The organism is Brevibacterium sp. FAM 24630 (assembly GCF_049804075.1).
GTDB lineage: Bacteria > Actinomycetota > Actinomycetes > Actinomycetales > Brevibacteriaceae > Brevibacterium.
In genome coordinates this window covers 58,902-80,305 of sequence record NZ_JBNBZD010000007.1, presented here as the reverse complement: position 1 = coordinate 80,305, position 21,404 = coordinate 58,902, and the positions used below count along the sequence as shown (strand labels likewise).

Annotated in this window: 20 protein-coding genes and 1 tRNA gene; 14 read left to right on the top strand and 7 right to left on the bottom strand. The window is 65.0% G+C overall.

The window, feature by feature from the left end; translation table 11 throughout:
- Positions 1-72 precede the first annotated feature (72 nt).
- Positions 73-1,689 (bottom strand): cell division protein, encoded by a 1,617-nt coding sequence (locus ACPUD7_RS07450; RefSeq protein WP_135538622.1) that lies wholly within the window; start codon positions 1,687-1,689, stop codon positions 73-75.
- A gap of 230 nt (positions 1,690-1,919) precedes the next feature.
- Here ACPUD7_RS07450 and ACPUD7_RS07445 point away from each other — a divergent pair, with 230 nt between their 5' ends.
- The 9 genes from ACPUD7_RS07445 to ettA all read left to right on the top strand — a co-directional run bounded on the left by ACPUD7_RS07445 (position 1,920) and on the right by ettA (position 10,675).
- The gene (locus tag ACPUD7_RS07445) at positions 1,920-3,110 is read left to right on the top strand and encodes an acetyl-CoA C-acetyltransferase (RefSeq protein WP_135538620.1); all 1,191 of its coding nucleotides are present in this window, start codon (positions 1,920-1,922) and stop codon (positions 3,108-3,110) included.
- Positions 3,111-3,181: 71 nt separating this feature from the next.
- Positions 3,182-3,496: a thiamine-binding protein gene (locus ACPUD7_RS07440; protein WP_135538618.1), complete on the top strand. Its 315-nt coding sequence runs from the start codon at positions 3,182-3,184 to the stop codon at positions 3,494-3,496.
- 79 nt (positions 3,497-3,575) lie between these two features.
- A complete protein-coding gene (locus ACPUD7_RS07435) occupies positions 3,576-3,782 on the top strand; it encodes a hypothetical protein (protein WP_135538616.1) in 207 nt (68 codons plus the stop codon).
- Between the two features lie 106 nt (positions 3,783-3,888).
- A tRNA-Arg gene (locus ACPUD7_RS07430) sits at positions 3,889-3,962 on the top strand.
- Between the two features lie 179 nt (positions 3,963-4,141).
- On the top strand, positions 4,142-5,839 hold the full coding sequence (locus ACPUD7_RS07425) for a dynamin family protein (RefSeq protein ID WP_425119530.1): 1,698 nt from the start codon (positions 4,142-4,144) through the stop codon (positions 5,837-5,839).
- A complete protein-coding gene (locus tag ACPUD7_RS07420) occupies positions 5,836-7,416 on the top strand; it encodes a GTPase (RefSeq protein ID WP_135538613.1) in 1,581 nt (526 codons plus the stop codon). The genes ACPUD7_RS07425 and ACPUD7_RS07420 overlap by 4 nt, the downstream gene beginning before the upstream one ends.
- Before the next feature lie 171 nt (positions 7,417-7,587).
- Positions 7,588-8,259, top strand: coding sequence for a single-stranded DNA-binding protein (locus ACPUD7_RS07415; protein ID WP_135538611.1), 672 nt, complete (start codon positions 7,588-7,590; stop codon positions 8,257-8,259).
- A gap of 77 nt (positions 8,260-8,336) precedes the next feature.
- Complete coding sequence (locus ACPUD7_RS07410) at positions 8,337-8,945, top strand: DUF6993 domain-containing protein (protein WP_425119529.1); 609 nt, start codon at positions 8,337-8,339, stop codon at positions 8,943-8,945.
- A gap of 47 nt (positions 8,946-8,992) precedes the next feature.
- Positions 8,993-10,675: an energy-dependent translational throttle protein EttA gene (ettA, locus tag ACPUD7_RS07405; RefSeq protein ID WP_425119528.1), complete on the top strand. Its 1,683-nt coding sequence runs from the start codon at positions 8,993-8,995 to the stop codon at positions 10,673-10,675.
- 161 nt (positions 10,676-10,836) lie between these two features.
- Here ettA and ACPUD7_RS07400 read toward each other — a convergent pair whose 3' ends face one another.
- On the bottom strand, positions 10,837-11,085 hold the full coding sequence (locus tag ACPUD7_RS07400) for a hypothetical protein (RefSeq protein WP_135538605.1): 249 nt from the start codon (positions 11,083-11,085) through the stop codon (positions 10,837-10,839).
- Positions 11,082-11,990, bottom strand: a complete 909-nt coding sequence (locus tag ACPUD7_RS07395) for an acyl-CoA thioesterase (protein WP_135538603.1) — start codon at positions 11,988-11,990, stop codon at positions 11,082-11,084. The genes ACPUD7_RS07400 and ACPUD7_RS07395 overlap by 4 nt, the downstream gene beginning before the upstream one ends.
- An 83-nt stretch (positions 11,991-12,073) precedes the next feature.
- Between ACPUD7_RS07395 and ACPUD7_RS07390 the strand changes: the two genes are divergently transcribed.
- Both ACPUD7_RS07390 and ACPUD7_RS07385 read left to right on the top strand, forming a co-directional pair.
- Entirely contained in the window at positions 12,074-12,628 is a 555-nt protein-coding gene (locus tag ACPUD7_RS07390; RefSeq protein ID WP_425119527.1) for an acyl-CoA thioesterase, read from the top strand.
- Complete coding sequence (locus ACPUD7_RS07385; protein ID WP_135538601.1) at positions 12,625-13,293, top strand: hypothetical protein; 669 nt, start codon at positions 12,625-12,627, stop codon at positions 13,291-13,293. Before ACPUD7_RS07390 ends, ACPUD7_RS07385 begins: the two co-directional genes overlap by 4 nt.
- 78 nt (positions 13,294-13,371) lie before the next feature.
- On the opposite strand, the gene ACPUD7_RS07380 is transcribed toward ACPUD7_RS07385, so the two are convergent.
- Genes ACPUD7_RS07380 through pepN form a run of 3 tightly spaced genes read right to left on the bottom strand, consistent with a single transcriptional unit; the run spans position 13,372 to position 17,599 of the window.
- Complete coding sequence (locus ACPUD7_RS07380; RefSeq protein ID WP_135538599.1) at positions 13,372-13,776, bottom strand: globin; 405 nt, start codon at positions 13,774-13,776, stop codon at positions 13,372-13,374.
- On the bottom strand, positions 13,760-14,920 hold the full coding sequence (locus ACPUD7_RS07375) for a mechanosensitive ion channel family protein (protein WP_135538597.1): 1,161 nt from the start codon (positions 14,918-14,920) through the stop codon (positions 13,760-13,762). The genes ACPUD7_RS07380 and ACPUD7_RS07375 overlap by 17 nt, the downstream gene beginning before the upstream one ends.
- A 12-nt stretch (positions 14,921-14,932) precedes the next feature.
- Complete coding sequence (pepN, locus tag ACPUD7_RS07370) at positions 14,933-17,599, bottom strand: aminopeptidase N (protein WP_135538595.1); 2,667 nt, start codon at positions 17,597-17,599, stop codon at positions 14,933-14,935.
- A 194-nt stretch (positions 17,600-17,793) separates the two neighbouring features.
- On the opposite strand from pepN, the gene ACPUD7_RS07365 reads away from it, so the two are divergent.
- The 3 genes from ACPUD7_RS07365 to ACPUD7_RS07355 all read left to right on the top strand — a co-directional run bounded on the left by ACPUD7_RS07365 (position 17,794) and on the right by ACPUD7_RS07355 (position 20,085).
- Complete coding sequence (locus tag ACPUD7_RS07365) at positions 17,794-18,399, top strand: DsbA family protein (RefSeq protein WP_425119526.1); 606 nt, start codon at positions 17,794-17,796, stop codon at positions 18,397-18,399.
- Positions 18,400-18,474: 75 nt separating this feature from the next.
- Positions 18,475-18,948 carry a ribose-5-phosphate isomerase gene (locus ACPUD7_RS07360; protein ID WP_135538591.1) on the top strand — a complete coding sequence of 158 codons (474 nt, stop codon included), beginning with the start codon at positions 18,475-18,477 and terminating at the stop codon, positions 18,946-18,948.
- Positions 18,949-18,972: 24 nt separating this feature from the next.
- Positions 18,973-20,085: an alcohol dehydrogenase catalytic domain-containing protein gene (locus ACPUD7_RS07355; protein ID WP_425119525.1), complete on the top strand. Its 1,113-nt coding sequence runs from the start codon at positions 18,973-18,975 to the stop codon at positions 20,083-20,085.
- Here ACPUD7_RS07355 and ACPUD7_RS07350 read toward each other — a convergent pair.
- The gene (locus ACPUD7_RS07350; RefSeq protein ID WP_425119524.1) at positions 20,066-21,202 is read right to left on the bottom strand and encodes a PQQ-dependent sugar dehydrogenase; all 1,137 of its coding nucleotides are present in this window, start codon (positions 21,200-21,202) and stop codon (positions 20,066-20,068) included. The two genes, ACPUD7_RS07355 and ACPUD7_RS07350, sit on opposite strands and share 20 nt — an antisense overlap.
- Positions 21,203-21,404: the final 202 nt, after the last annotated feature.

Sequence of the window (21,404 nt, the reverse complement as noted above, 5' to 3'; positions counted from 1 at the left end):
CCGCTTCGGCGGAGCCCTTCTTCATGCTGCTTCGGCGTCGCTCAACGAATCAGAGCGGCGCGTGCGACAGCGTCAACGCAGAGAGTTGCGTGAGCGAGTCGTCTTCGAGCTGTTCTTCTTCGATCCGGACACCTGAGCGTCGATGGCGATCGTGTCTTCGTCGGTGGCTCCGTTCGGCAGGTTCTTGCCCTTGCCGGTGGACTCACCGGACTGCTTGGCCTCTCCGGACGGAGCTGACTGCGAGTCTTCAGCCGCCTCGGCGTCAGATTCCGTTGAAGTCTCCGCCTGCTGAGCCGACTCTCCATCCTCCGGCGAGTCCTCTTCGTCGCTCGCCTTCTCCGCAGAATCTGCGGAGTCCTTGGCTGCCGCAGTATTCGACGCTGTCGATGCGCTGTCGGACGAGTCCGCGGCGTCTTTCTCCTCCACGTTCTCCGCAGCTTCCGAATCGTCGTCTTCGGCCAACAGGTCTTCGAGCTCCTGGCCGTCGGCGATCTGCTCGGTGGCGTGCGAGGCCGATTCTGCCTTCGCCGGATCGACGCTGTCGCCGCCCATCACGCCGGGCATGGCGAACAGCGACCGAAGCTGATCGAGCTGGGCGGTGATCGTCTTGCGCTGCTTCGTCAGCAGATCGACCTGCGACTGTGCGGAAGCGACATTGCGCTTGGCTTCGGCCGCCGATTCCTCGATCGTCGCCTCGGCAGTGGCTCGCGCCTCGGAGATGAGCGTCTGGGCACGGGACTTGCCGTCGGCGATGATCTCGTCGGCCTTCTTCACCGCATCGGTGCGCGTCTTCTCTGCGCGCTCGGCTGCTTCCTTGGCTTCTGAATCGGCCTTGCTCGCACGAGCCTGGGCTTCCTCGATGAGCTTCTTGTTCTCGGCCTGAGCCTGCTCGTAGCGCTTCTTGCGTTCGGTCTCGGCTTCCTTGCGCTTCGCGGCGAGCTCGACGTCGAAGTCGTTGCCAGCCTTCTTCGAAGCCTCGTCGCGGGCCTTGGCGGCGGCAAGCAGCTCGTCGGCCTGCGCCTGCGCGGCGGCGATCGTCTCTTCGGCCTCGGTCTTGGCCTCGGCCAGCAGATCCGCAGCTTCCTTCTCCGCGGTGGCACGGAGTTCGGAGAGCTCGAGGTCGAGGCTTTCCCGGGCCTCCTTGGCGGCGGCCGCATTGGCCTCCTTGGCCTGATTGGTCTCGCGCTCGGTGGTCGCCTTGAGCTCGGCGGCCCGCTTCTCAGCGGCCTTGACGGTCTCCTCGGCACGCAATTCCGCCGAGGAGGTGATCGCATCCGCTTCGGACCGGGCATTGGACAGAGTGTCGTTGCTCTCGGTGTGCATTCGGGCGCGAGCAGACGCCGCCTCGGCGCGAGCCTTGTTCCTGATCGTCTCGGCATCGGAATTGGCCTGAGCCAGGGTCTCGCGCGCCTGGGACTCAGCGATCTTGAGCAGATGGTCGATGCGGCTTCCGGGAGGGCCGGAAGCCTCGGCGTTGTCGTTGGCCGCCTTCTTCAGCTGGGCTTTGGCCTCTGAGAGCTCACCGGCGATCTGCAGCTTCGCCCGATCCGCATTGATGACCTGGCTGCGCGCATCGGCAAGCGCTTTTCGGACCGACTCGACTTCGGTGCGCAACTGCTGCAGACGCGAATCGACTTCACTCTTTTCGTAGCCGCGCATCGCTGTGCGGAATTCTTCGGTGGGCGTCACTGAAGCGAACTCCTGTCGTCTCGGAAAGGGGGTGATCTGGGCTGTCCTCGTCCTACTCTAACGGAGACTCTATGAGTGTTGGGTGCGAATGCGCAGGGGTGGACAGGCTCCTGTGGGAACTCGATCGCAGACCCCGTGACGAAGGCCACAGCTGACTCGACTAGTCTGGTGGATGTCGAAAAGCACACGTGCTGGGACCGAGTCCGGGCGCGAGAATCCGAGGAGGAAAAATGGCTGATGCAGTGATCGTCGCCGGAGCGCGCACCCCGTTCGGGCGTCTGCAGGGCGAGTTGTCGAAGCTCAGCGCCGTCGAACTCGGGGGCAAGGCCATCGCCGGTGCCCTTGATCGGGCCGGGATCGAAGGCGGCGACGTCGACTACGTGATCATGGGACAGGTTCTGCAGGCCGGTAACAGTCAGGGGCCGGCCCGACAGGCCGCCGTCGAGGCCGGGATCCCCATGTCGGTTCCCGCCGTGACCGTGAACAAGCTGTGTCTGTCGGGCATCAACACGATCACTCAGGCCGCGCAGCTCGTGCGTGCCGGTGAATACGACGTCGTCGTCGCCGGCGGCCAGGAGTCGATGAGCCAGGCTCCGCACATGCTCATGAAGTCGCGGTCCGGGTACAAGTACGGCGATGTCGTCGTCAAGGACCATATGGACTACGACGGGCTGTGGGACGCCTTCACCGACCAGGCGATGGGCGGACTCACCGAGGATGCCAACGCCGGCGATCGCGAATTCTCCCGAACGGAGCAGGACGAGTTCTCCGCACGCTCGCATCAGCGGGCCGCACAGGCGCAGGAGGCGGGAGCGTTCGACGATGAGATCGTTCCGGTGACGATCAGCTCGCGCAAGGGCGACGTCACCGTCTCCGTCGACGAGGGAGTGCGTCCCGACACGACTGCGGAATCTCTGTCGAAGCTGCGGCCCTCCTTCCGCAAGGACGGGACGATCACGGCCGGCAACGCCTCGCAGATCTCCGACGGTGCCTGCGCCGTCGTCGTCATGTCACGTGAGAAGGCCGAAGAGCTCGGGGCCCCGATCCTCGCCGAGGTCCGTTCTCATGCCTGGACCGCAGGGCCGGACTCGACTCTGCAGCACCAGCCTTCGCAGGCGATCACGGTCGCCGCTGAACGCGAAGGCGTCGCCGCGGACTCCTTCGACCTCTACGAGATCAACGAGGCCTTCGCCGCAGTCGGCCTCGCCAGTTCGAAAGACCTCGGCGTCGCCGCGGACAAGGTCAACGTCAACGGCGGAGCGGTTGCGCTCGGTCACCCGATCGGCGCCTCCGGGGCACGCATCGTCCTGACCCTGGCCCTCGAACTCCAGCGCCGAGGCGGCGGCTCGGGAATCGCCGCTCTGTGCGGCGGCGGAGGACAGGGCGATTCGCTGATCATCAACGTCCCGGCTCAGGCCTGACCCGGCGATGTTCCGCAGAGCGGCGGAGTGCCCGAGGGCCCTCCGCCGCTCGCTCAAGGAAGGACAACAACATGCTCGCAGCATTCTCGGTCGCGCCCAGTGGGGGAGAAGGGGCCGACGCCTCCGTCCATGTCGCCGTAGCCGCGGCAGTCGACATCGTGCGCCGCTCCGGACTTCCGCACCGCACCGATTCGATGTTCACCACGATCGAGGGCGAATGGGACGAAGTCTTCGCCGTCATCAAAGATGCCACAGATGCCGTCGGTGAGTTCGGCACCCGCGTCTCCCTGGTGGTCAAGGCCGATATCCGCCCCGGCTACACCGGTGAGATCGACGGCAAGCTCGAACGTTTGGAGACGGCGATCGAAGCGCGCGAACAGAACTGATTGAAATTTTCAAGGAATTCCCAGTGACGTGAGTCACTGAAGGCGCTAACCTTTTTCCAACGGAAGAAGGAGATGAGCAATGAACGGTGCCAAATACTTTTCGATCGCCACTGCACTGACGCTGGTGGCTCTGTTGGGCTTCATGCTGGCCGGGTTCTTTCCGGTGGTCGTCGACTTCGCCTTCGGAATCGAAGCGATTGCCGTCATCCTGGCGATGACCGGGGTCGCGGTGGTGTCTTTCGTGACCGTGCGCAAGTCAATGGAGCAGGCAGCGCGTCGTCACTGAACCCCTATATCAGCGATACGGCCCCGTGCGGGGAGGGAACCGAAGCGGTTCCGCTCCGCACGGGGCCGCTTTCTGTTCACGTTCGGCCATCGGTTACGATGTTTGAGCCTCCGTAGCTCAGTCGGATAGAGCAACCGCCTTCTAAGCGGTAGGTCGCGGGTTCGAGCCCCGCCGGGGGCGCTTCTGCTGTCTCGGGCCCTCGCACGAGGCTCTGCTCGGATCCGACCGGCTCCGTGCCGCCGGGCGTATTCGGGCGCGCACCCACACTCGTGCCTGCCCCTGCATGCTGTGAGCAATTCGGCGCTGGCACGGCGTGGCAATTGGAGCCGAGCTGGGAAAACATAGAGAGTGGGAGCGTGATGACAGAGAGCAAGAGTGCCGTGACGCCGCCGGTCGGCCAAGCGCTGAACGATATCGTCAAACGCGTCTCTGAGACGCGCTTCCCGCTGCGGACCGGTGACTTCGAAGACGCTCGCGGCGCGCACGCGGCGCTGACCGCAGAGCTCAATGACTACGTTCTGCCTCGGATCAACCGCTCCCGGACCCCGTTTCTCATCGCGGTCGGCGGATCGACCGGTGCCGGGAAGTCGACGTTGGTGAACTCCCTCGTGGGGCGGGCTGTCAGCCCCGCCGGAGTGCGTCGTCCGACGACGGGCAACCCGGTTGTCATCCACAATCCCGCCGATGCCAAGTTCTTCGAATCCGAGCACTATCTGCCGGATCTCCCACGCAGCAGCGACCCGGAATCGGCGGTGCCCGGCGTCGTCATGGTCGCCGATGAGAACATCGCCCCGGGCACAGCGATCCTCGACTGCCCGGACATCGACTCGATCTCCGAGACGAACCGTGCACTCTCACGCAGGACCCTGCTCAGCGCCGATCTGTGGCTGTTCGTCACCACGGCCAACCGCTACGCCGATGCCGCCCCTTGGGCGCTGCTGAAGACGGCCGCAGCCCGTGACACTTCCGTTGCCATCGTCCTCGACCGGTTTCCGCCCGAGGCGAATCGCGAAGTCAGGCACCATCTCTCAAGCCTGCTCTCGGACGCCGGACTGGCGAACTCACCGATCTTCTCCGTGGCCGAGCTCGAACTCGAGAACGGTCTGCTGCCGCATTCGGCGATCTATCCGATCCGTTCCTGGATCTCTCAGGTCGGTGCCGAAGGAACGTCTCTCGAGCGCATCCGGACACGCACCCTCACCGGCGCGGTCGCTGCGCTGCCTGCCCGTGTCCGCGAGCTCGCCGACTTCGCACAGTCGCAGGAACAGGCGCACGCCGCACTGGCGGGATCCCTCGAGGAGAGTTTCCGCTCGGCCGATGCGGGGCTGGCCGAAGTGTTCTCGGACGGCCGTGTGCTCCACGGCGAGGTCAACGCTCGTTGGCAGGACTTCGTGGGTACGGGGCAGCTGTTCCGCGGCCTCGAGCCGACGATGGCGCGGATGCGCGATCGCATCTCGGCGGCCGTGACCGGCAAACACGATGCGGCGACCCCGCTGCATGTCGCGATCCTGCGCAGCGCCGCTGTGTCGCTGCGTGAGCAGGCCATCGCTGTGGTCGACGACGTCAACACCGAATGGCGCAATACCGCGGCAGGTGCGGCCCTCATCGAGGATCAGGCCGAACTGCGGCAGGTCGCCAGCGATCTTGAGGAGTCAGTGAAGGCCGCCGTCAGCGCGTGGTCGGACGACGTCAACGCGCTGGTGCGCGACATCGGGCAGGGAAAGAAGTCCAAGGCCCGGATCCTCTCCTTCGGAGTGGCGGGTGTCTGCGCGGTCGTCGAATATGCGGCGTTCTCGGACCCGCAGCGTCCGCTCGGCAAACAGCAGAGCGAACGCCAGGGTGCAGGAGTCGCCGTCAACTTGGCTGAAACGATCTTCGGCGAATCCGAAGCCGCCGGCATCATCGCCTCGATCCGCCAGCGCTTCTTCGACGCTGCGACTGGAATCGTGAGAGGCTGCCGGACCCCGTTCGACAACGCTCTGAGAATATCCGCGGTACCGGCGCGGCAAGCGGGCGCGCTGCGCGCCTCCGGTGAACGACTTGAGGTGGCATTGTGAACAGTTCTGCACAGACCGAGATCCGACGACTGGCCGAAGGGATCCGGCATTCGCTGTCGCTCAATGAGGACAAACTCGCCGGAGACGTTCGAGCCGATGCCCAAAATCTGCTCGACCGGGCCGAGGACCGATTGGGCCTGGGCGAGGACTTCACCGTTGTCGCCTTCGCGGGATCGACCGGTTCGGGCAAGTCTTCGCTGTTCAACGCGGTGGCAGGTCTCGAGATCGCCCGCGTGGGGGTTCGGAGGCCGACGACGTCACGGCCGACAGCCTGCGTGTGGGGAGACGGCGGAAACGACGTCCTCAACTGGCTGCATGTTCCCGAACGCAGCCGCACCTGGCGCGAATCCGCCCTCGACGGTGACGACCAGCGCCGACTGCACGGACTCATCCTCCTCGACCTGCCCGATCACGATTCGACCGCGGTCGAGCATCGGGTCGAATCCGATCGTCTGGTCGGCCTCGTCGACGTTGTGTTCTGGGTCGTCGATCCGCAGAAGTACGCCGATTTCTCCCTGCACTCGGAGTATCTGACGAAACTCGCCGAGAACAGCGCAAATATGGTCGTCGTCCTCAACCAGATCGACAAGCTCAGTCCGGAAGAGCAGAAGGCGGCGGCCGACCATCTGCGACAGCTGCTCAATGAAGACGGTCTCAGCGAAACGAATGTGCGCGTCTCCTCAGCAGCGACCCGTGAGGGCATTCCCGAGCTGCGCAGCATCCTCGCCGATACCGTCGACTCGAATGAAGCGGCCGCCGAACGACTGCTGGCGGATATGCAGGCCATGGCCAAACGGATCCGGAAGGAACTCGGCGAGCCCGTCGCCCCTCCGGACGAACTGCCAGGAGCTTCCCGCCTCGTCGAGACGATGTCCGATGCCGCCGGCGTCGACGCCGTGGCGCAGACGGTTCACGATGATTACATTCGTCGTGCCTATCGCAAGACCGGGTATCCCGTTCTCGCGTGGATGCAGCGCAATGCTCCGGATCCACTCGGCGCCAAGCACGGACAGGACCGTGACGAACTCGTCCGCGCCTCGGTCCCGGCGACCACCAAGGCGCAGAGTGCGCACGTGCGATTGATGGCCCACGAACTGATCACCGAATCGGTGTCCACGATGCCCCGAGCGTGGCAGAACGACGCCGCCGAAGCGGAGAAGAGAAGCACAGACGAGCTCTCCGACAACCTCGACTCGGCCATCACCGCTGTGGAGATCACCCGGCGTCGTCCCGGTTGGTGGTCGCTTGCACACACCCTGCAGATCGTCTTCTTCATCGCCACGATCATCGGAATCGTCGGTGTCGTCGCCTCCGCCCTGGCCGCGGCGATCGGTTCCGGAACGCTGCCGGCTTGGTGCTGGGTGGTGAGCATCGGACTGCTCGTGATCGGTGTGATCGGCTCCGTGATCACCTCGCTGATGGCGAAATCGGCGCGGAACAGAGGGGCCAGCGAAGCGGGTGCCGAAGTCGACGCCAGACTGCGGGACGCGGTCGGTCAGGTTGCGCAGAGCTCCTACCTCGAACCGGTGAAGGCTGTCATCGGTGAGCATCGGCGGGCATACGAAATGCTCACCTGAGACTTCAGCGCACAATGAGTGCGACTCGGTCTCCTGTGCCCTGTGGATGGAAAAGCGTCATCCACAGGGCATTTTCAATCTCTGGACGGGGGAGGACGGTTCCGGGCTGACTGGAGGACCACGCGACCGCCGAGGATCGCGTGCCGCCATCCAGTCGAAGAGGAGACACCGATGTCCGCCATTCCAATCACCGTCACCGGCACCATCGCCACCGAACCCACTGCTCGCACGCTGCCGTCCGGGCGGGCCTGTGCGTCCTTCCGCCTTGCCGTCAATCACTGGAGAGTCGACAGAGGCACCGGGGAATTCATCAACGACGGCACCTCCTGGTTCGGCATCGACTGCTACGGAGATCTGGCCAGCAATTCCTCCATGTCGCTGGGCAAAGGCACCGCGGTCATCGTCACCGGCAGTCTGCGCAACCGCGAGTGGGAAACCGAAGAGCGAAGCGGCGTCGCCCCGACCGTCGTCGCCGACCACATCGGTCCCGACCTGCGCTACGGAACCGCGCACTACCGGAGGGCCAAGGGACAGGACCGGACAGAGAATCAGCCGTCGAAAGCGCCGGAGGACACCGGCACGGCTGAGAGCGATGGCTGGGAGGGCCTCGGTTCTCCTTCTGCAGCCGAGGTGGCGACTGCTGCTCGCACGACCGGTGCCGGTGAGCGCCCATCGTCCGATGCCGACACCTCGGTCGCTGAGGGGGAGGCGTCGGCGGCTGAAAGCGATGGAGCCGACCAAGAGGGAACGGGCAGCAGCGCTGCGACGGGCGACAACGACGGGCCCAGCGCGGACGATACCGCGATCGCGGCAGTGACCGCTGCCGCGGCGGCGCCGTTCTGATCGATTCGCTGCCACCGCCAGCCGCCTCGATCGGTTAAAGTGAGACTGTCAATCGTCCCCTCTCGCCGAGGTTTCAGATGCGTCTTGTTCCTGTGCTGGGTGCCGCAGCACTGACTCTGGCATTGTCGGGCTGCTCCCTTCTGGGCTTCGGCGGCGACGACGCCAAACCCGAACCGAAGACGACTCACGCTGCTCCCGTGGCCGAGGTGGACAAGGTGCTCAAGGCACTCAAACCGATCACGGGGGACAAGGACTCGGTCCCGTCGACGAAGAAGTTCTTCACCACGATGCTCGACGCCGGTTACGAGCCCGATCAGCTCGAAGCCACACTCGACGCCTCGCCATTGGGCAACGATGTCCCATCGAAGATGTTTGGAGTCAAGACCGACAGGGGCTGTGTCGTCGGAGAGATCCGGTCGGGGAAGGCGACGGCAGAACTCGTGGAGCCCACAGAGTCGACGGGTTCCTGCCTGTTCGGCGAGGTCGACAGGCCGAAGGGGGTCAAGGCTCCGAAGGGGGAGAAGCGGGACGAAGAAGGTGACTCCAACGGCAAGGGCCACCTGCCGGGGGAGGATATCAACGGCAAGGACGAGCAGACAGAGACTCCGCAGCCGAGCGAGGACTCTCCAAGCTCCGACGGCAGTTCCGGTTCCTCGGACGAGGCCCCTTCGCTCGGCGGCGGCTGAACGCCAATTAACGCTTGAGCGCGCGGAAACGATAGCCTGAGGACACTATGGCCGAATTCATCTACACCATGCACAAAGCGCGCAAAGCGCACGGTGACAAAGTCATCCTCGACGATGTATCGATGTCGTTCTACCCAGGAGCGAAGATCGGTATGGTCGGCCCCAACGGCGCCGGCAAATCGACGATCCTCAAGATCATGGCGGGACTCGAGCAGCCCTCGAACGGCGAAGCTCGACTCAGCCCCGGTTATTCCGTGGGCATCCTTCTGCAGGAACCGCCCCTGAACGAAGAGAAGACAGTCCTCGGCAACGTCGAAGAAGGCGTCGGCGAGATCAAGGCGAAGGTCGACCGCTTCAATGCGATCTCCGAGGAGATGGCCAGTCCCGATGCGGACTTCGACGCCCTCATGGAAGAGATGGGCAAGCTCCAGGAAGCCATCGACGCGGCCGACGCGTGGGATCTCGACTCGCAGCTCGAACAGGCGATGGACGCTCTGCGCTGCCCGCCGCCGGATGCCGAGGTCTCGGTGCTCTCCGGCGGTGAGCGCCGCCGCGTGGCCCTGTGCAAGCTCCTCCTCGAGAAGCCGGACCTGCTGCTTCTCGACGAGCCGACGAACCACCTCGATGCCGAATCCGTGCTGTGGCTCGAGCAGCACCTGAAGACCTACCCGGGAGCGGTCATCGCGATCACTCACGATAGGTACTTCCTCGATCATGTCGCCGAATGGATCGCCGAGATCGACCGCGGTCACCTCTACCCCTATGAGGGCAACTACTCGACCTACCTGGAGAAGAAGCAGGAGCGCCTCCAGGTCCAGGGCAAGAAGGACGCCAAACTCTCCAAGCGGCTGAAGGACGAACTCGAGTGGGTGCGTTCGAATCCGAAGGCGAAGCAGACGAAGTCCAAGGCACGTCTGGCCCGCTATGAGGAGATGGCCGCAGAAGCGGAGAAGACCCGCAAGCTCGACTTCGAAGAGATCCAGATCCCTGCCGGTCCCCGCCTCGGAGATGTCGTCATCGAGGCCGAAAACCTGCAGAAGGGCTTCGACGGTCGTCAGCTCATCGATGGTCTGAGCTTCTCGCTGCCGCGCAACGGCATCGTCGGTGTCATCGGACCCAATGGCGTCGGTAAGACGACGCTGTTCAAGACGATCGTCGGGATTGAAGAGCTCGACGGCGGCGATCTCAAAGTCGGCGACACCGTCAAGCTCTCCTATGTCGACCAGTCGCGCGGCGGAATCGACCCGGACAAGAGCCTGTGGGAAGTCGTCTCCGATGGACTCGACTTCATTCAGGTCGGTGCGGTGGAGATGCCTTCGCGTGCCTATGTCTCAGCGTTCGGATTCAAAGGTCCGGACCAGCAGAAGAAGGCCGGCGTCCTCTCCGGCGGTGAGCGCAACCGTCTCAACCTCGCACTCACCCTCAAACAGGGCGGAAACCTCCTTCTCCTCGATGAGCCGACTAACGACCTCGACGTCGAAACCCTGGGTTCCTTGGAGAACGCGCTTCTCGAGTTCCCGGGCTGTGCCGTGGTGGTCTCCCACGACCGGTGGTTCCTCGACCGTGTGGCCACACACATTCTGGCGTGGGAAGGCACCGAGGAGAATCCGGCGAACTGGTACTGGTTCGAAGGCAACTTCGAGTCGTACGAGAAGAACAAGGTCGAACGCCTCGGTGAGGATGCGGCGCGACCGCATCGGGTCACGCACCGTCGTCTCACCCGCGACTGAGCCTCACCGGCCGCAGCCGCCGATTCTCCACAGAAGTGCCTCCGCCCGGTGGCGGGGGCACTTCTGTGTCCGGTCAGCGCTGATCGAATGATTCTGCTGCTCTGTTCGGCTCTCAACCGGCGTGCGCAGATCGTCGACTGGCCGCTGACCGAGTGTACGGTTCAGCGTTCGGATGGGCGCAGAAGCGCTCCGAGACCCTTGAACAGGAGGCGGATGAGAACTGTGCCGATGACCCCGCTGATGACCGACAGGATCGCGCAGACCCCGATAGGCAGATCGGTTCTGCCGTTGAGCGCGGCGAGGGTGAGGAGCGCGATGACGATGAACAGGGCCACGTTCACCAGGCGGCTGAGGATCGTGCCGATGACGTCCATCATCGTCGGGTCGCTCGGCATCGGATCGTTCTTCACCGGCTCTCCTTGACCCGGACCATGCCCTCCTGCGCCACCGTGGCCAGCAGCGTCCCGTCCTGGGAGAAGATCCGTCCGTAACCGAGACCCCGTCCGCCCTGTGCCGCCGGTGACTCCTGAACGTAGAGCATCCACTCGTCGACCTTGACCCGACGATGCCACCACATGGCGTGGTCGAGGCTGGCGACCCGCAGACCGGGGCTCCTCCACGTCAGCCGGTGATGACGGAGAACAGGTTCGAGGAGGTTGAAGTCGCTGGCATAGGCCAAAGCTGCGGCATTGAGGACGGGGTCGTCGCCGAAGGGGGCACTGGCCCGGAACCATGAATGCTGCTCGGTGATCGAAGGATCGGAGACCCCTGAGGTGTGCAGGGACGGTTCGACCGGGCGGACTTCGAAGGGACGTTTGCGCAGCCAGTCGGTGACGACCGCCGAATCCTCGTCGCCGATGTAGTCGAGCAGCTCCGGGCAGTCCTCGGGAGCCGGCAGACCTGTGGGCATCAGCTCGGCGTGGTCGAGACCGGGCTGTTCGTCCTGGAACGAGGCGCTCAGCGAAAGGATCGGCGCGCCCTTCTGATAGGCGTGGACGCGCCGGGCCGAGAACGAACGGCCGTCGCGCAGGCGCTCGACACCGAATTCGATCGGTTCGCTGACATCCCCGGCACGGAGGAAATAGCCGTGCAGGGAATGGATGAGCCGGTCGGAGGGCAGAGTCGCTGCCGCCGCGATGACGCACTGGGCCAGCACCTGACCGCCGTAGACACGACCATCGGGTTTGTACTGGCTGTGGCCGATGAAGAAGTCCGTTTCGCTCGACGCCGAGGTGAACTCGAGCCGCTGCAGATCGAGGATGTCATGCAGCGTCGCCACGTTGGTCTCTGCTTCGGTGGATGCTTCTTCGGTCATAGCTCTCTCCCTGCAACGCCGGTGACTTTTTCGCGTACGGTCCACGATCCTATCGCGTGGGACACCGAGTCGATAAAGGTGGCATGATGGGAAGCATGCACTCAGGCGCCACCGATCCACTGCTCGATGACTTCACCCGTGTACTGCTGGAGCTGAGATGGGGCGATATGGATGCCTACGGGCATGTCAACAATGTCACCCAGCTCAGGCTGCTCGAAGAGGCTCGTGTACGCGCGCTGGGATCGCCGACCCACAGCTCCGATGCTCCGACGACGCCCGGCCGGCACGGAGTGTCCGATGCTGTCAGCGGGGTGAAGATCCCGACGATCTTCGCTGACGCATCGGCGACGACCGAGCTGCTTGTGGCCTCCCACGCGATCGAATACCGCGCACCGATGCCCTACCGCACCGGACCCGTCGCGGTCGATCTGGTCATCAGCGAAGTCAGGGCCGCCTCGGTGACGGTCGGCTACACCATCTGCGAACCCGACGGTTCGCAGGTCTACACGGTCGCCGAGACCGTCATCGTCTTCATCGACATCGCCAGCGGCCGACCGCGTCGCCTCAACGAAGCCGAGACCGCAGCGATGGAATCCGTCCTCGGCACCGCCGTTCCGCTGCGGAGGGCACGCCGATGACCACATTGCAGATCGCCGACCCGCTGGCGATGCGGGATCTCGCCTCTTTCACCACCCTGGCCCACCGTGCCGATTCCGACGGTGCGATGCGGCTGCAGGTCGTCTCCAACGTCCTCGCCGCCTCCGTGGCGCCGCTGTTCCCCCACGGATTGGGCGATTCGACGCCCCTGGTCCTGGCCATGCGGACTCTGCGCCTGCATGATTCCGAGCTCGACGGACTGGACGAAGCAGTGCCGCTGTCGAACCTGCTCGACCGCTTCGCTCGGGAGGAGAACGGCACGGCTCTGCCCGTGCCCCCGAACTCCGTGCTCGTCTCGTGGACGGGCATCGCGCCTCCGCGCGGAGGATGGCAGACAACGGACACGATTTCGGTGGGCGGTCTGCACGAGACCGCAGCACAGGGTGTGGCCGAGATCAGCAGCGGAGCGCCGGAAGGTTCAGGGGCTCACGCGGTCAAGGCGCTGCGCTCCCGAATCTGGTCGCGCGAAATGTTCGGCGACCAGGGTACGGCCGTGCCCAGCGGGCTCGCCTTCGCGGCCACGGCCCTGCGTTTCATTCCTGCGGCAGGACGCGATGATGACCGCGAACTGACCATCATGGAATCCGCGGGATGGCTGCGTCTCGTCACTCCGGGCGGGCACCTGCTCACTCGGATCCGCGGCTGAGCCGAATCGTGCTCACCCGCCTTCGACGCTGAGCCGGCGCTCGCTGAGCGGCGCCTTCGACGCTGAGTCCGAGCTCGCTCAGCGGATATTCGGATTGGCCGTATTCACCATCGCCGTCGCGGCTCGCTGGAAGTAGTCCCAGAAGATCTCGTCGTAGAGCGGGGCCAGAGCGACATCGTCGAGTGCCGCACGCATGCAGCGCAGCCACCGGTCACGGGCATCGAAGTCGATCGGATAGTCGAAATGACGCATCCGCAGCCGCGGATGCCCCCGTTCCTCCTGATACGTCGAAGGACCCCCGAAGTACTGTTCGAGGAAGGTCTGCAGGCGATGCTTCGCGCCCTCGAGCTCGTGGCCGTCAGGGTACATGGCGATGAGCTGAGCATCCGCGTCGACGTGCTGGTAGAACACATCGACGAGACGGCTGAAGGTTTCGTGGCCTCCGACGGCGGCGAACACCGAATCGTCAGTCGTCTGCGTCATCGTTCGATCCTTCGCTCGGGGAGTCTTCCTGGACGGTGCTGCGGATCTCCTGGTCGCTGGGCAGCGCCGAGGGCTTGTCCTCGGCGGTCGCAGTCGACTTCGTCGGTGCGGCACCGACGGTGCTCTGCGCACGCTGGGCAGATGAGTCCGCGCCGGTCGTGGAAGCAGCGGTGGTGGCGGCATCCTCGGTGGTCGGCAGTGTGCGCAGGACCGTCTCCTGCATCATACCGATCTGTCCGCCGCGCTCGGCCAGCTGGGTCATGAGTTCGGCGCGGAATGCGCGTTCGACCATCCACTGCAGGTTCGGTTTGGTTTTGACCATTGTGCGGATGACTCGGTACGAACCGGACAGGGACTGGACACCGGCGATCTCCGGGTCTTCGAGCATCGCCTTGGCGATCTCGGGGTCCTGCTTCAGCTTGTGGGTGATCTGTGCGGCCATCTCGCGGAAGTCGTCCATCGAGGTCCGGTAGTCGATGGGGATGTCGAGGACCGCGCGAGCCCAGCCCTGCGACAGGTTGCCCACGCGCAGGATCTCACCATTGCGCACATGCCACAGGGTGCCGGTGAGGTCACGGACCTGAGTGCGGCGCAGACCGACGTCCTCGACCTCGCCGACGGCCTCACCGAGGTCAACGGTGTCACCGATGCCGTACTGGTCCTCGATGACGATGAAGAACCCGGAGAGGTAGTCGCGGACGAGCTCCTGGGCACCGAAGGCGATGGCGACACCTGCGATACCGGCAGAGGCGAGGATCGGGGCGATGTTGAAGCTGAGCGCGTCGAGGATCATCAGCGCAGCGATCACACTGATGAGGATCGTCGTCACCGACGACAGCATCCGTCCCACGGTCCTCGCCCGCTGCGCACGGCGCTGCTTGATCGTCTGCTGATCGATCCCGGTGCGCTGCGCTTCCATCGCCGTGGCCGAGAACTTCGCGAGACCGGCACCTTCGGCCTTCTCGCTGCCGACCGTGCCCTTGGCCACCGCCGTCGTGAAACGACGGATGAAGAGACGCACGATGAGATTGACGATGATGGCACCGACGATGATGACGGTGATCCGCAGCGGGGCTCCGAGGAGGAAGGACCAATCGAAGTCACCTGCGGCTTGAACTGTGGATTCCAATGGATCAGAAGTCATGGTGCCCCGAGACTAACGCGCGAGGTTCAACGATCCCTTGGAAGCGCTGGACACCCGCTGAACCCGCAGCGCCCTCTCGGCATCGGCGAGGTTCTCTCGCATCAGCCTCAGCAGGCCCTTCGGAGCCGAAGGGTGGTCATCGAGCCAGCGTCGGGTCGCCTCGACTGTGTCGGAACTCACCGGCGGGAACAGACGCACTGTCATCGTCTGAGCCATCTCCAGGGTTCGAGTCTCCCACCAGCCTGCGACGCGGGCGAAGTACTCGTCTGCGAAGGGACCCAGCGGAGCCGCCGCGGCGATGCTCTCACCCGACGACGTCTGCAGACCCGTGGCGAATCCCAAAGCGAGCGCGCTGAGTTCGGAGTTCGGCAGATCCGCCTCATCGACGAGGCGGGTGAACGCCCACGATTTCGCCTCCGTCGTCGGCCGGGAGGCACGAGCGGTTGCGGCCCGCCGGACTCCGGTGGCGCTGGGATCCTTGCGGCTCATCGCCTCGAGCGCAGCCTCATCTGCGCCGTCATGGGCGCAGAGGGCGACGAGAATGTCCCAGGACAGGTCCGTGTCGATGGCGATCCCGTGAACCCTCTCGGTCTCAGGCAGCAACCAGGACCGCAGCCGGTCGAGCTGGCCGGTCGTGGTTGCGTGCTTGACGAAGCCCTGGACGAACTGGAACGCCTGATCGGTGCCTTCGTCCACGGTTTCGAGGAGTTCGAAGAAGCGATCGGCCAGCCGGGCGTGCATCGCCTCGCGCTGCTGCGGAGGCAGATACGCCGAGACCGCGGTCTCGAGCTGGCGCATCTGCGTGAGCAGACCAGAGGAATGCGTGATCGCCCCCAGATGGGCGGTGATGGTGTCGATGTAGTCATGGACGGGCCGTTCACCGTCGCGGACCTCATCCCAGAGAGTGGCGAGGATGAGCAGCTGGGTGAGCGAATCGTCGAAGTCACTCAGACGCTTGGCAGCGGTGTCCATGCTGTGGGCGTCGAAGCGGACCTTCGCGTAGCTGAGGTCGGCGTCATTGACGACGATGACGTCGGGACGGGCCAGCCCCTCGGCCTCGACCACCTCGGCGGATTCGGAATCGATGTCGAGGGAGAAGGAATGGGTGCGCACCATGCGGCCGGTCTCGGACTCCGAATAGAAGCCGATGGCAAGACGGTGGGGCCGCAGCGACGGGGTGGGCTGTCCTGCGATCTCCCACGGACGCTGTGTCACCTGCAGACGCGTGATGACTTCGCTGTTGCCTTCAGCCGCGGGGTCGGACTCGGTCTCGACGGCAGCTTCGAGGAGGTTGACGCCGGATTCCTCGAGCCACAGCTTCGACCAGCTGGCCAGATCCCGCCCCGAGGTGGCCTCGAGCTCGTCGAGGAGGTCGGAGAGTTCCGTGTTCGACCACGCATGTTTGTCGAAGTAGCGTCTGAGTCCGGCGAAGAACTCCTCCCGCCCGACCCAGGCCACCAGCTGCTTGAGCACCGAAGCGCCCTTGGCGTAGGTGATGCCGTCGAAGTTGACCTCGACATCGGCGAGGTCTTCGATGGGCGCGACGATCGGGTGGGTGCTCGGCAGCTGATCCTGTCGGTACGCCCACGACTTCTCGATCGTGGCGAAGGTCGTCCATGCGTCGGCGAACTCCGTCGCCTCGGCGGTGGCCAGCGTCGACATGAATTCGGCGAAGGACTCGTTGAGCCACAGATCGTTCCACCAGCGCATGGTCACGAGGTCGCCGAACCACATGTGGGCGAGTTCATGGAGGATGGTCACCGTGCGTCGTTCGACCAATGCCTCGGTCGGCCGCGACCGGAAGACGTAGTTCTCCAGGATCGTCACGGCCCCGGCGTTCTCCATCGCTCCGGCATTGAACTCCGGCACGAAGAGCTGGTCGTACTTCTCGAACGGGTAGGCGATCCCGAACTCCCGTTCGAAGAACTCGAAGCCGGCCTTTGTGATGCGGAACAGTTTGGCCGAGTCGAGGTGCTCGAGCAGCGAAGCCCGGCAGTACAGGCCCAAGGGCACGATCGAACCGTCCGAGGACGTCAGCTTCGAATGCACGGACCGGTAGGGGCCGGCGATGATGGCAGTGATGTAGGACGAGATCGGCGTGGTGGGAGCGAACTGCCACACGGCCGTCCCCTCGATGGGCTCCTCGTCGAGCTCGGCGAAGGTCTCCTTCGGGCTGCTCGGCGTGGGGGTGGGGGAGTTCGAGACGACCGTCCACTTCTCGGGAGCGATGACGGTGAAGGAGTACGGGGATTTGATGTCGGGCTGCTCGAAGACGGGGAAGACGCGGCGGGCGTCGGGGACTTCGAATTGGGAGTACAGGTAGACCTCGTCGTCGATCGGGTCGACGAAGCGGTGCAGGCCCTCACCGGTATTCATGTAGTAGAAGCGGGCATCGACGATGAGTTCGTTCTCAGCGGCCAGGCCGGGCAGAGTGATGCGCGCCGGTCCGACCACCTCGGCGAGGTCGAGGTCGACGTCGTTGAGACGCACGCGCTCGACACTGGCGGTGATGGCGTCGATGAACGTCGACGAGTCCGGCACCGCGGTGAAGCGGATCCGCGAGCGGACGCGGAAGCTCTCACCGACTCCCGTGAGGATCAGGGTGTGATCGTAGCTCGTGACGTCCACGAGGGCGGAACGTTCGCGGGCTTCATCGCGGGTGAGGTTGTATTGCGGCACAGTGTGGCGACCTTCGCTTCGGGAACCGGGTGTACTGGGTCATTCTTTCATGGACACGTCATCGGGCAAGGACCTCGGCTCCGATGCCCGTGATTCGATCGCGTTCCCCGTACCCGCTCGGCCTTGATAGATTGAACAGCGCAACGTCGGGTGGCCGGCTTCGGTGCCCACGACCGAATGGAAGAGGAGAGACAGTGAGCAAGGAAACACTCGATCTGTGGTTCGATACGGCCTGCCCCTGGGCCTGGATGACCTCCCGCTGGGGCCTCGAAGTGGCCAAGGTGCGCGATGTCGAGGTGAGGTTCCGGCCCATGAGCCTCAACTTCCTCAACCGCGACAAGGACATCGACGCTGACTACCGGGCACTGATGGACCGGGCGCTGGCGCCGATGCGCATCGTCACCGCCGCGATCGCCGAACACGGAGAAGAGGTGGCCGAGCCCCTCTACACCGCCATCGGCACCCGTATCCATCCGGGTGGGGAGAAGGCCTTCGAGCAGGCCGTCTCCGAGGCCCTCACCGAGGTGGGGCTGCCCGCCGAGCTCATGAAATACGGCGAGACCGACGACTATGACGCGGCTCTCCAGACATCCCACGATGAAGCGCTGGCTCTTGTCGGCGATGATGTCGGAACGCCGATCTGCCGTGTGGCCGGCACCGCGTTCTTCGGACCGGTCGTCACCCCGGCACCGAAGGGCGAGGACGCAGGCCGACTCTTCGACGGTGTCCTCGCGGTCGCTTCGACGCCCGGATTCTTCGAACTCAAACGCACCCGCGACCAGGGTCCGAACTTCGACTGAAGATCCAGCACCACCCGTTCCCGCGCGGATAAAGCGGATAAGACAGCTCCGCAGAGTTCATCGAAAGGCACGCACATGAAGGTTCACCTCGGCACAGATCACGCCGGATTCGATTTCAAACAGGTTCTCAAAGCCCACCTCGCAGAGGCGGGGCACGAGGTCGTCGACCACGGCGCACTCGAATACGACGCCCTCGACGACTATCCGGCGTTCTGCATCGCCGCCGCCCAAGCCGTGGTCGATGACCAGTCCGCCGGAATCGAGGCCCTCGGCGTCGTCATCGGCGGTTCGGGCAACGGCGAGCAGATGGCGGCGAACCTCGTCACGGGCGCACGCACCGCTCTGGCGTGGAACCCGGAGATCTCGAAGCTGGCACGTCAGCACAACAATGCGCAGATCGTCGCCGTCGGCGCCCGCCAGCACCCCGAGGACGAGGCGATCGCCATCGTCGATGCCTTCCTCGCCGAACCGTTCTCCGGCGACGAACGTCACCAGCGCCGGATCTCCATCATGGCCGATTATGAAGAGCAGGGCGCCCAGGCGCTGTGAGACGAACAGTCTGAGGAGGACGCTGTGAAGATCAGAGGTGCGGTGCTGCGTGAGATGGAGCGGCCTCGTCCGTTCGCGACGTCGCGGCCGATGACGATCGAGGACCTCGACCTCGATGACCCGGGACCCGGTGAGGTGCTCATTCGGATGGAGGCCGCCGGAGTCTGCCATTCCGACCTCTCCGTCGTCGACGGCAACCGACCCCGGCCTCTGCCGATGCTGCTCGGCCACGAGGGAGCCGGAGTCGTCGAGAAGCTCGGTGACGGTGTCGATGACCTCGAGGTCGGCCAGCAGGTCGTCACCGTGTTCCTGCCCCGGTGCGGTGAATGCCCGAACTGCCGCACCGACGGCAAACTTCCGTGCACGCCCGGCAGCGTGACCAACGGCGCCGGGACCCTGCCGTTCGACGGTCACCGGGTGCGCCTGCACGATGACACCGGTGCCGAGGTTCTCCACCACCTCGGCGCGTCCGTGTTCGGCACGCATGCGGTGCTCAACCGGGCATCCGTCGTCCCCGTCGCCGACGATGTTCCCGCACCCATCGCCGCTGTGCTCGGCTGCGCCGTGCTCACCGGCGGGGGAGCGGTGCTCAACGCCGGTCGCCCCGGACCGGACGACGAAGTGATGGTCGTCGGCCTCGGCGGGGTCGGCATGGCAGCGCTCATCACGGCACTGTCGCTCGACACCGCAGGAGTCATCGGCGTCGATGCGAACCCGGACAAACTCGTGCGGGCGAAAGAACTCGGCGCCGCCGAAGTCTTCACCCCCGAACAGCTCGGGGACCGGAAGGCTCCCATCGTCATCGAATGCGTCGGGCACCCGCGCGCCTTCGAAACCGCGTTCGAAGCCACCGCCGTGGGTGGAACGACGGTGACCGTGGGCCTTCCCGCACCGGATGCGCAGTCGCATATCACTCCGGTGACCTTGACCGCCGAGGCTCGCACCGTCGTCGGCTCCTACCTCGGTTCGGCCGTGCCGAGTCGCGACATCCCCGTCTACGCCCAGCTGTGGCGGGAGGGGAAGCTGCCGGTCGAAGAGCTCATCTCCGACACGATCGGCCTCGACGACCTCAACTCCGCGTTCGACGCCTTGGCCGACGGCACGGTGGTGCGACAGATCATCGACTTCGCACGCTGAGGATCCGGTCGTCGCCGTCGGACGGGTCGCCGCGTCCGTCGGTGTTGTTCGTCATCAGCCACAGTTCTCCGCTCGGGGCGGAGACGACATCTCGCAGCCGTCCGTACTCGCCGACGAACTGCGTCTCCTGCCTTGCGGTGTCCGCGAGGGGGACCCAGCGGAGTCGTTGACCGCGCAGGTTGGCAATGGCGATCGAATCCTCGGTCACGGCGATTCCGCTCGGGCTCGCTTCCTCGGTGCTCCACTGCTGAACCGGAGCGACGAAGTCGCCGGCCGACCCCGAACCCGTGCTGTCGCTGGAGGCTGGGATCCCTTCGACCTCCGGCCAGCCGTAGTTGCGTCCGGCTTCGATGATGTTGAGTTCGTCCCAGGTGTCCTGACCGAACTCGCTGGCGTACATCGTTCCTTCAGCGTCCCAGTCGAGCCCCTGTGCGTTGCGGTGTCCGTAGGTGTAGACAGGGGAGTCCGGATCCGGGTTGTCCGCGGGCACGGTGCCATCGAGGTTGAGCCGCAGGATCGAACCGTTGAGAGACTCGGGGTCCTGCGCATCCGCGGGGTTCCCGGCATCGCCGGCCGTCGCATAGAGCTTGCCATCGGGTCCGATCGCCAGCCGACCCCCATTGTGGAAGCTCGCCTTGGCGATCCCGTCGAGGATCGTCTCCGGCTCACCGAGCTCGAGCCTGCCCGGCTCTCCCGAGAGCGGAAACCGCTGGATGCGGTTGTCCTCGGCCGAAGTGAAATAGGCGAAGAGACTCTCATCGGCCACTGCCAGCCCGAGCAGCCCGCCCTCACCCTCGGCGACGACTGATTCGACAGTCGCGACTTCGCGGGACTGCGCGGGCCGGTCCTCGCTGAGTTCGAGGATCCGCCCGGAATCGCGTTCGCTGATCAGCGGAGTTCTCTTGAAGAAGGCGATCGACCACGGGGCGTCGAGATCCTCTGCCACCAGCTGTGGTGCACCGTCCTCGGAACCGGTGCCGGCAGCTCCATCCGACTGCGCGGCGGTCGGATGCGCGGTGTCGTCGGCCGACGCGGGAGATTCGGACCCCTCGGGGCTGGGCGGTTGTTGGGTGCAGCCCGGGAGCAGCAGGGCAAGCGCAGCGATCGCGGCAGCCATGCGGACCGGTCCCTGCTTCGATGGCTCGCTTCGGATCGGTCGGTTTCGGCCCAGCATCGTGAGCACCTCTCGGGGTCGTTCGCTCGAACAGCTCGTGCGCCCATTGTTCCCGATGCGGTCGTCTGCCGCCAGGATCAGGCCCCGCAGAGCCTGAGAATGCGAAAGAGCCGCCCGGACCGATTGGTCCGAACGGCTGCTGATC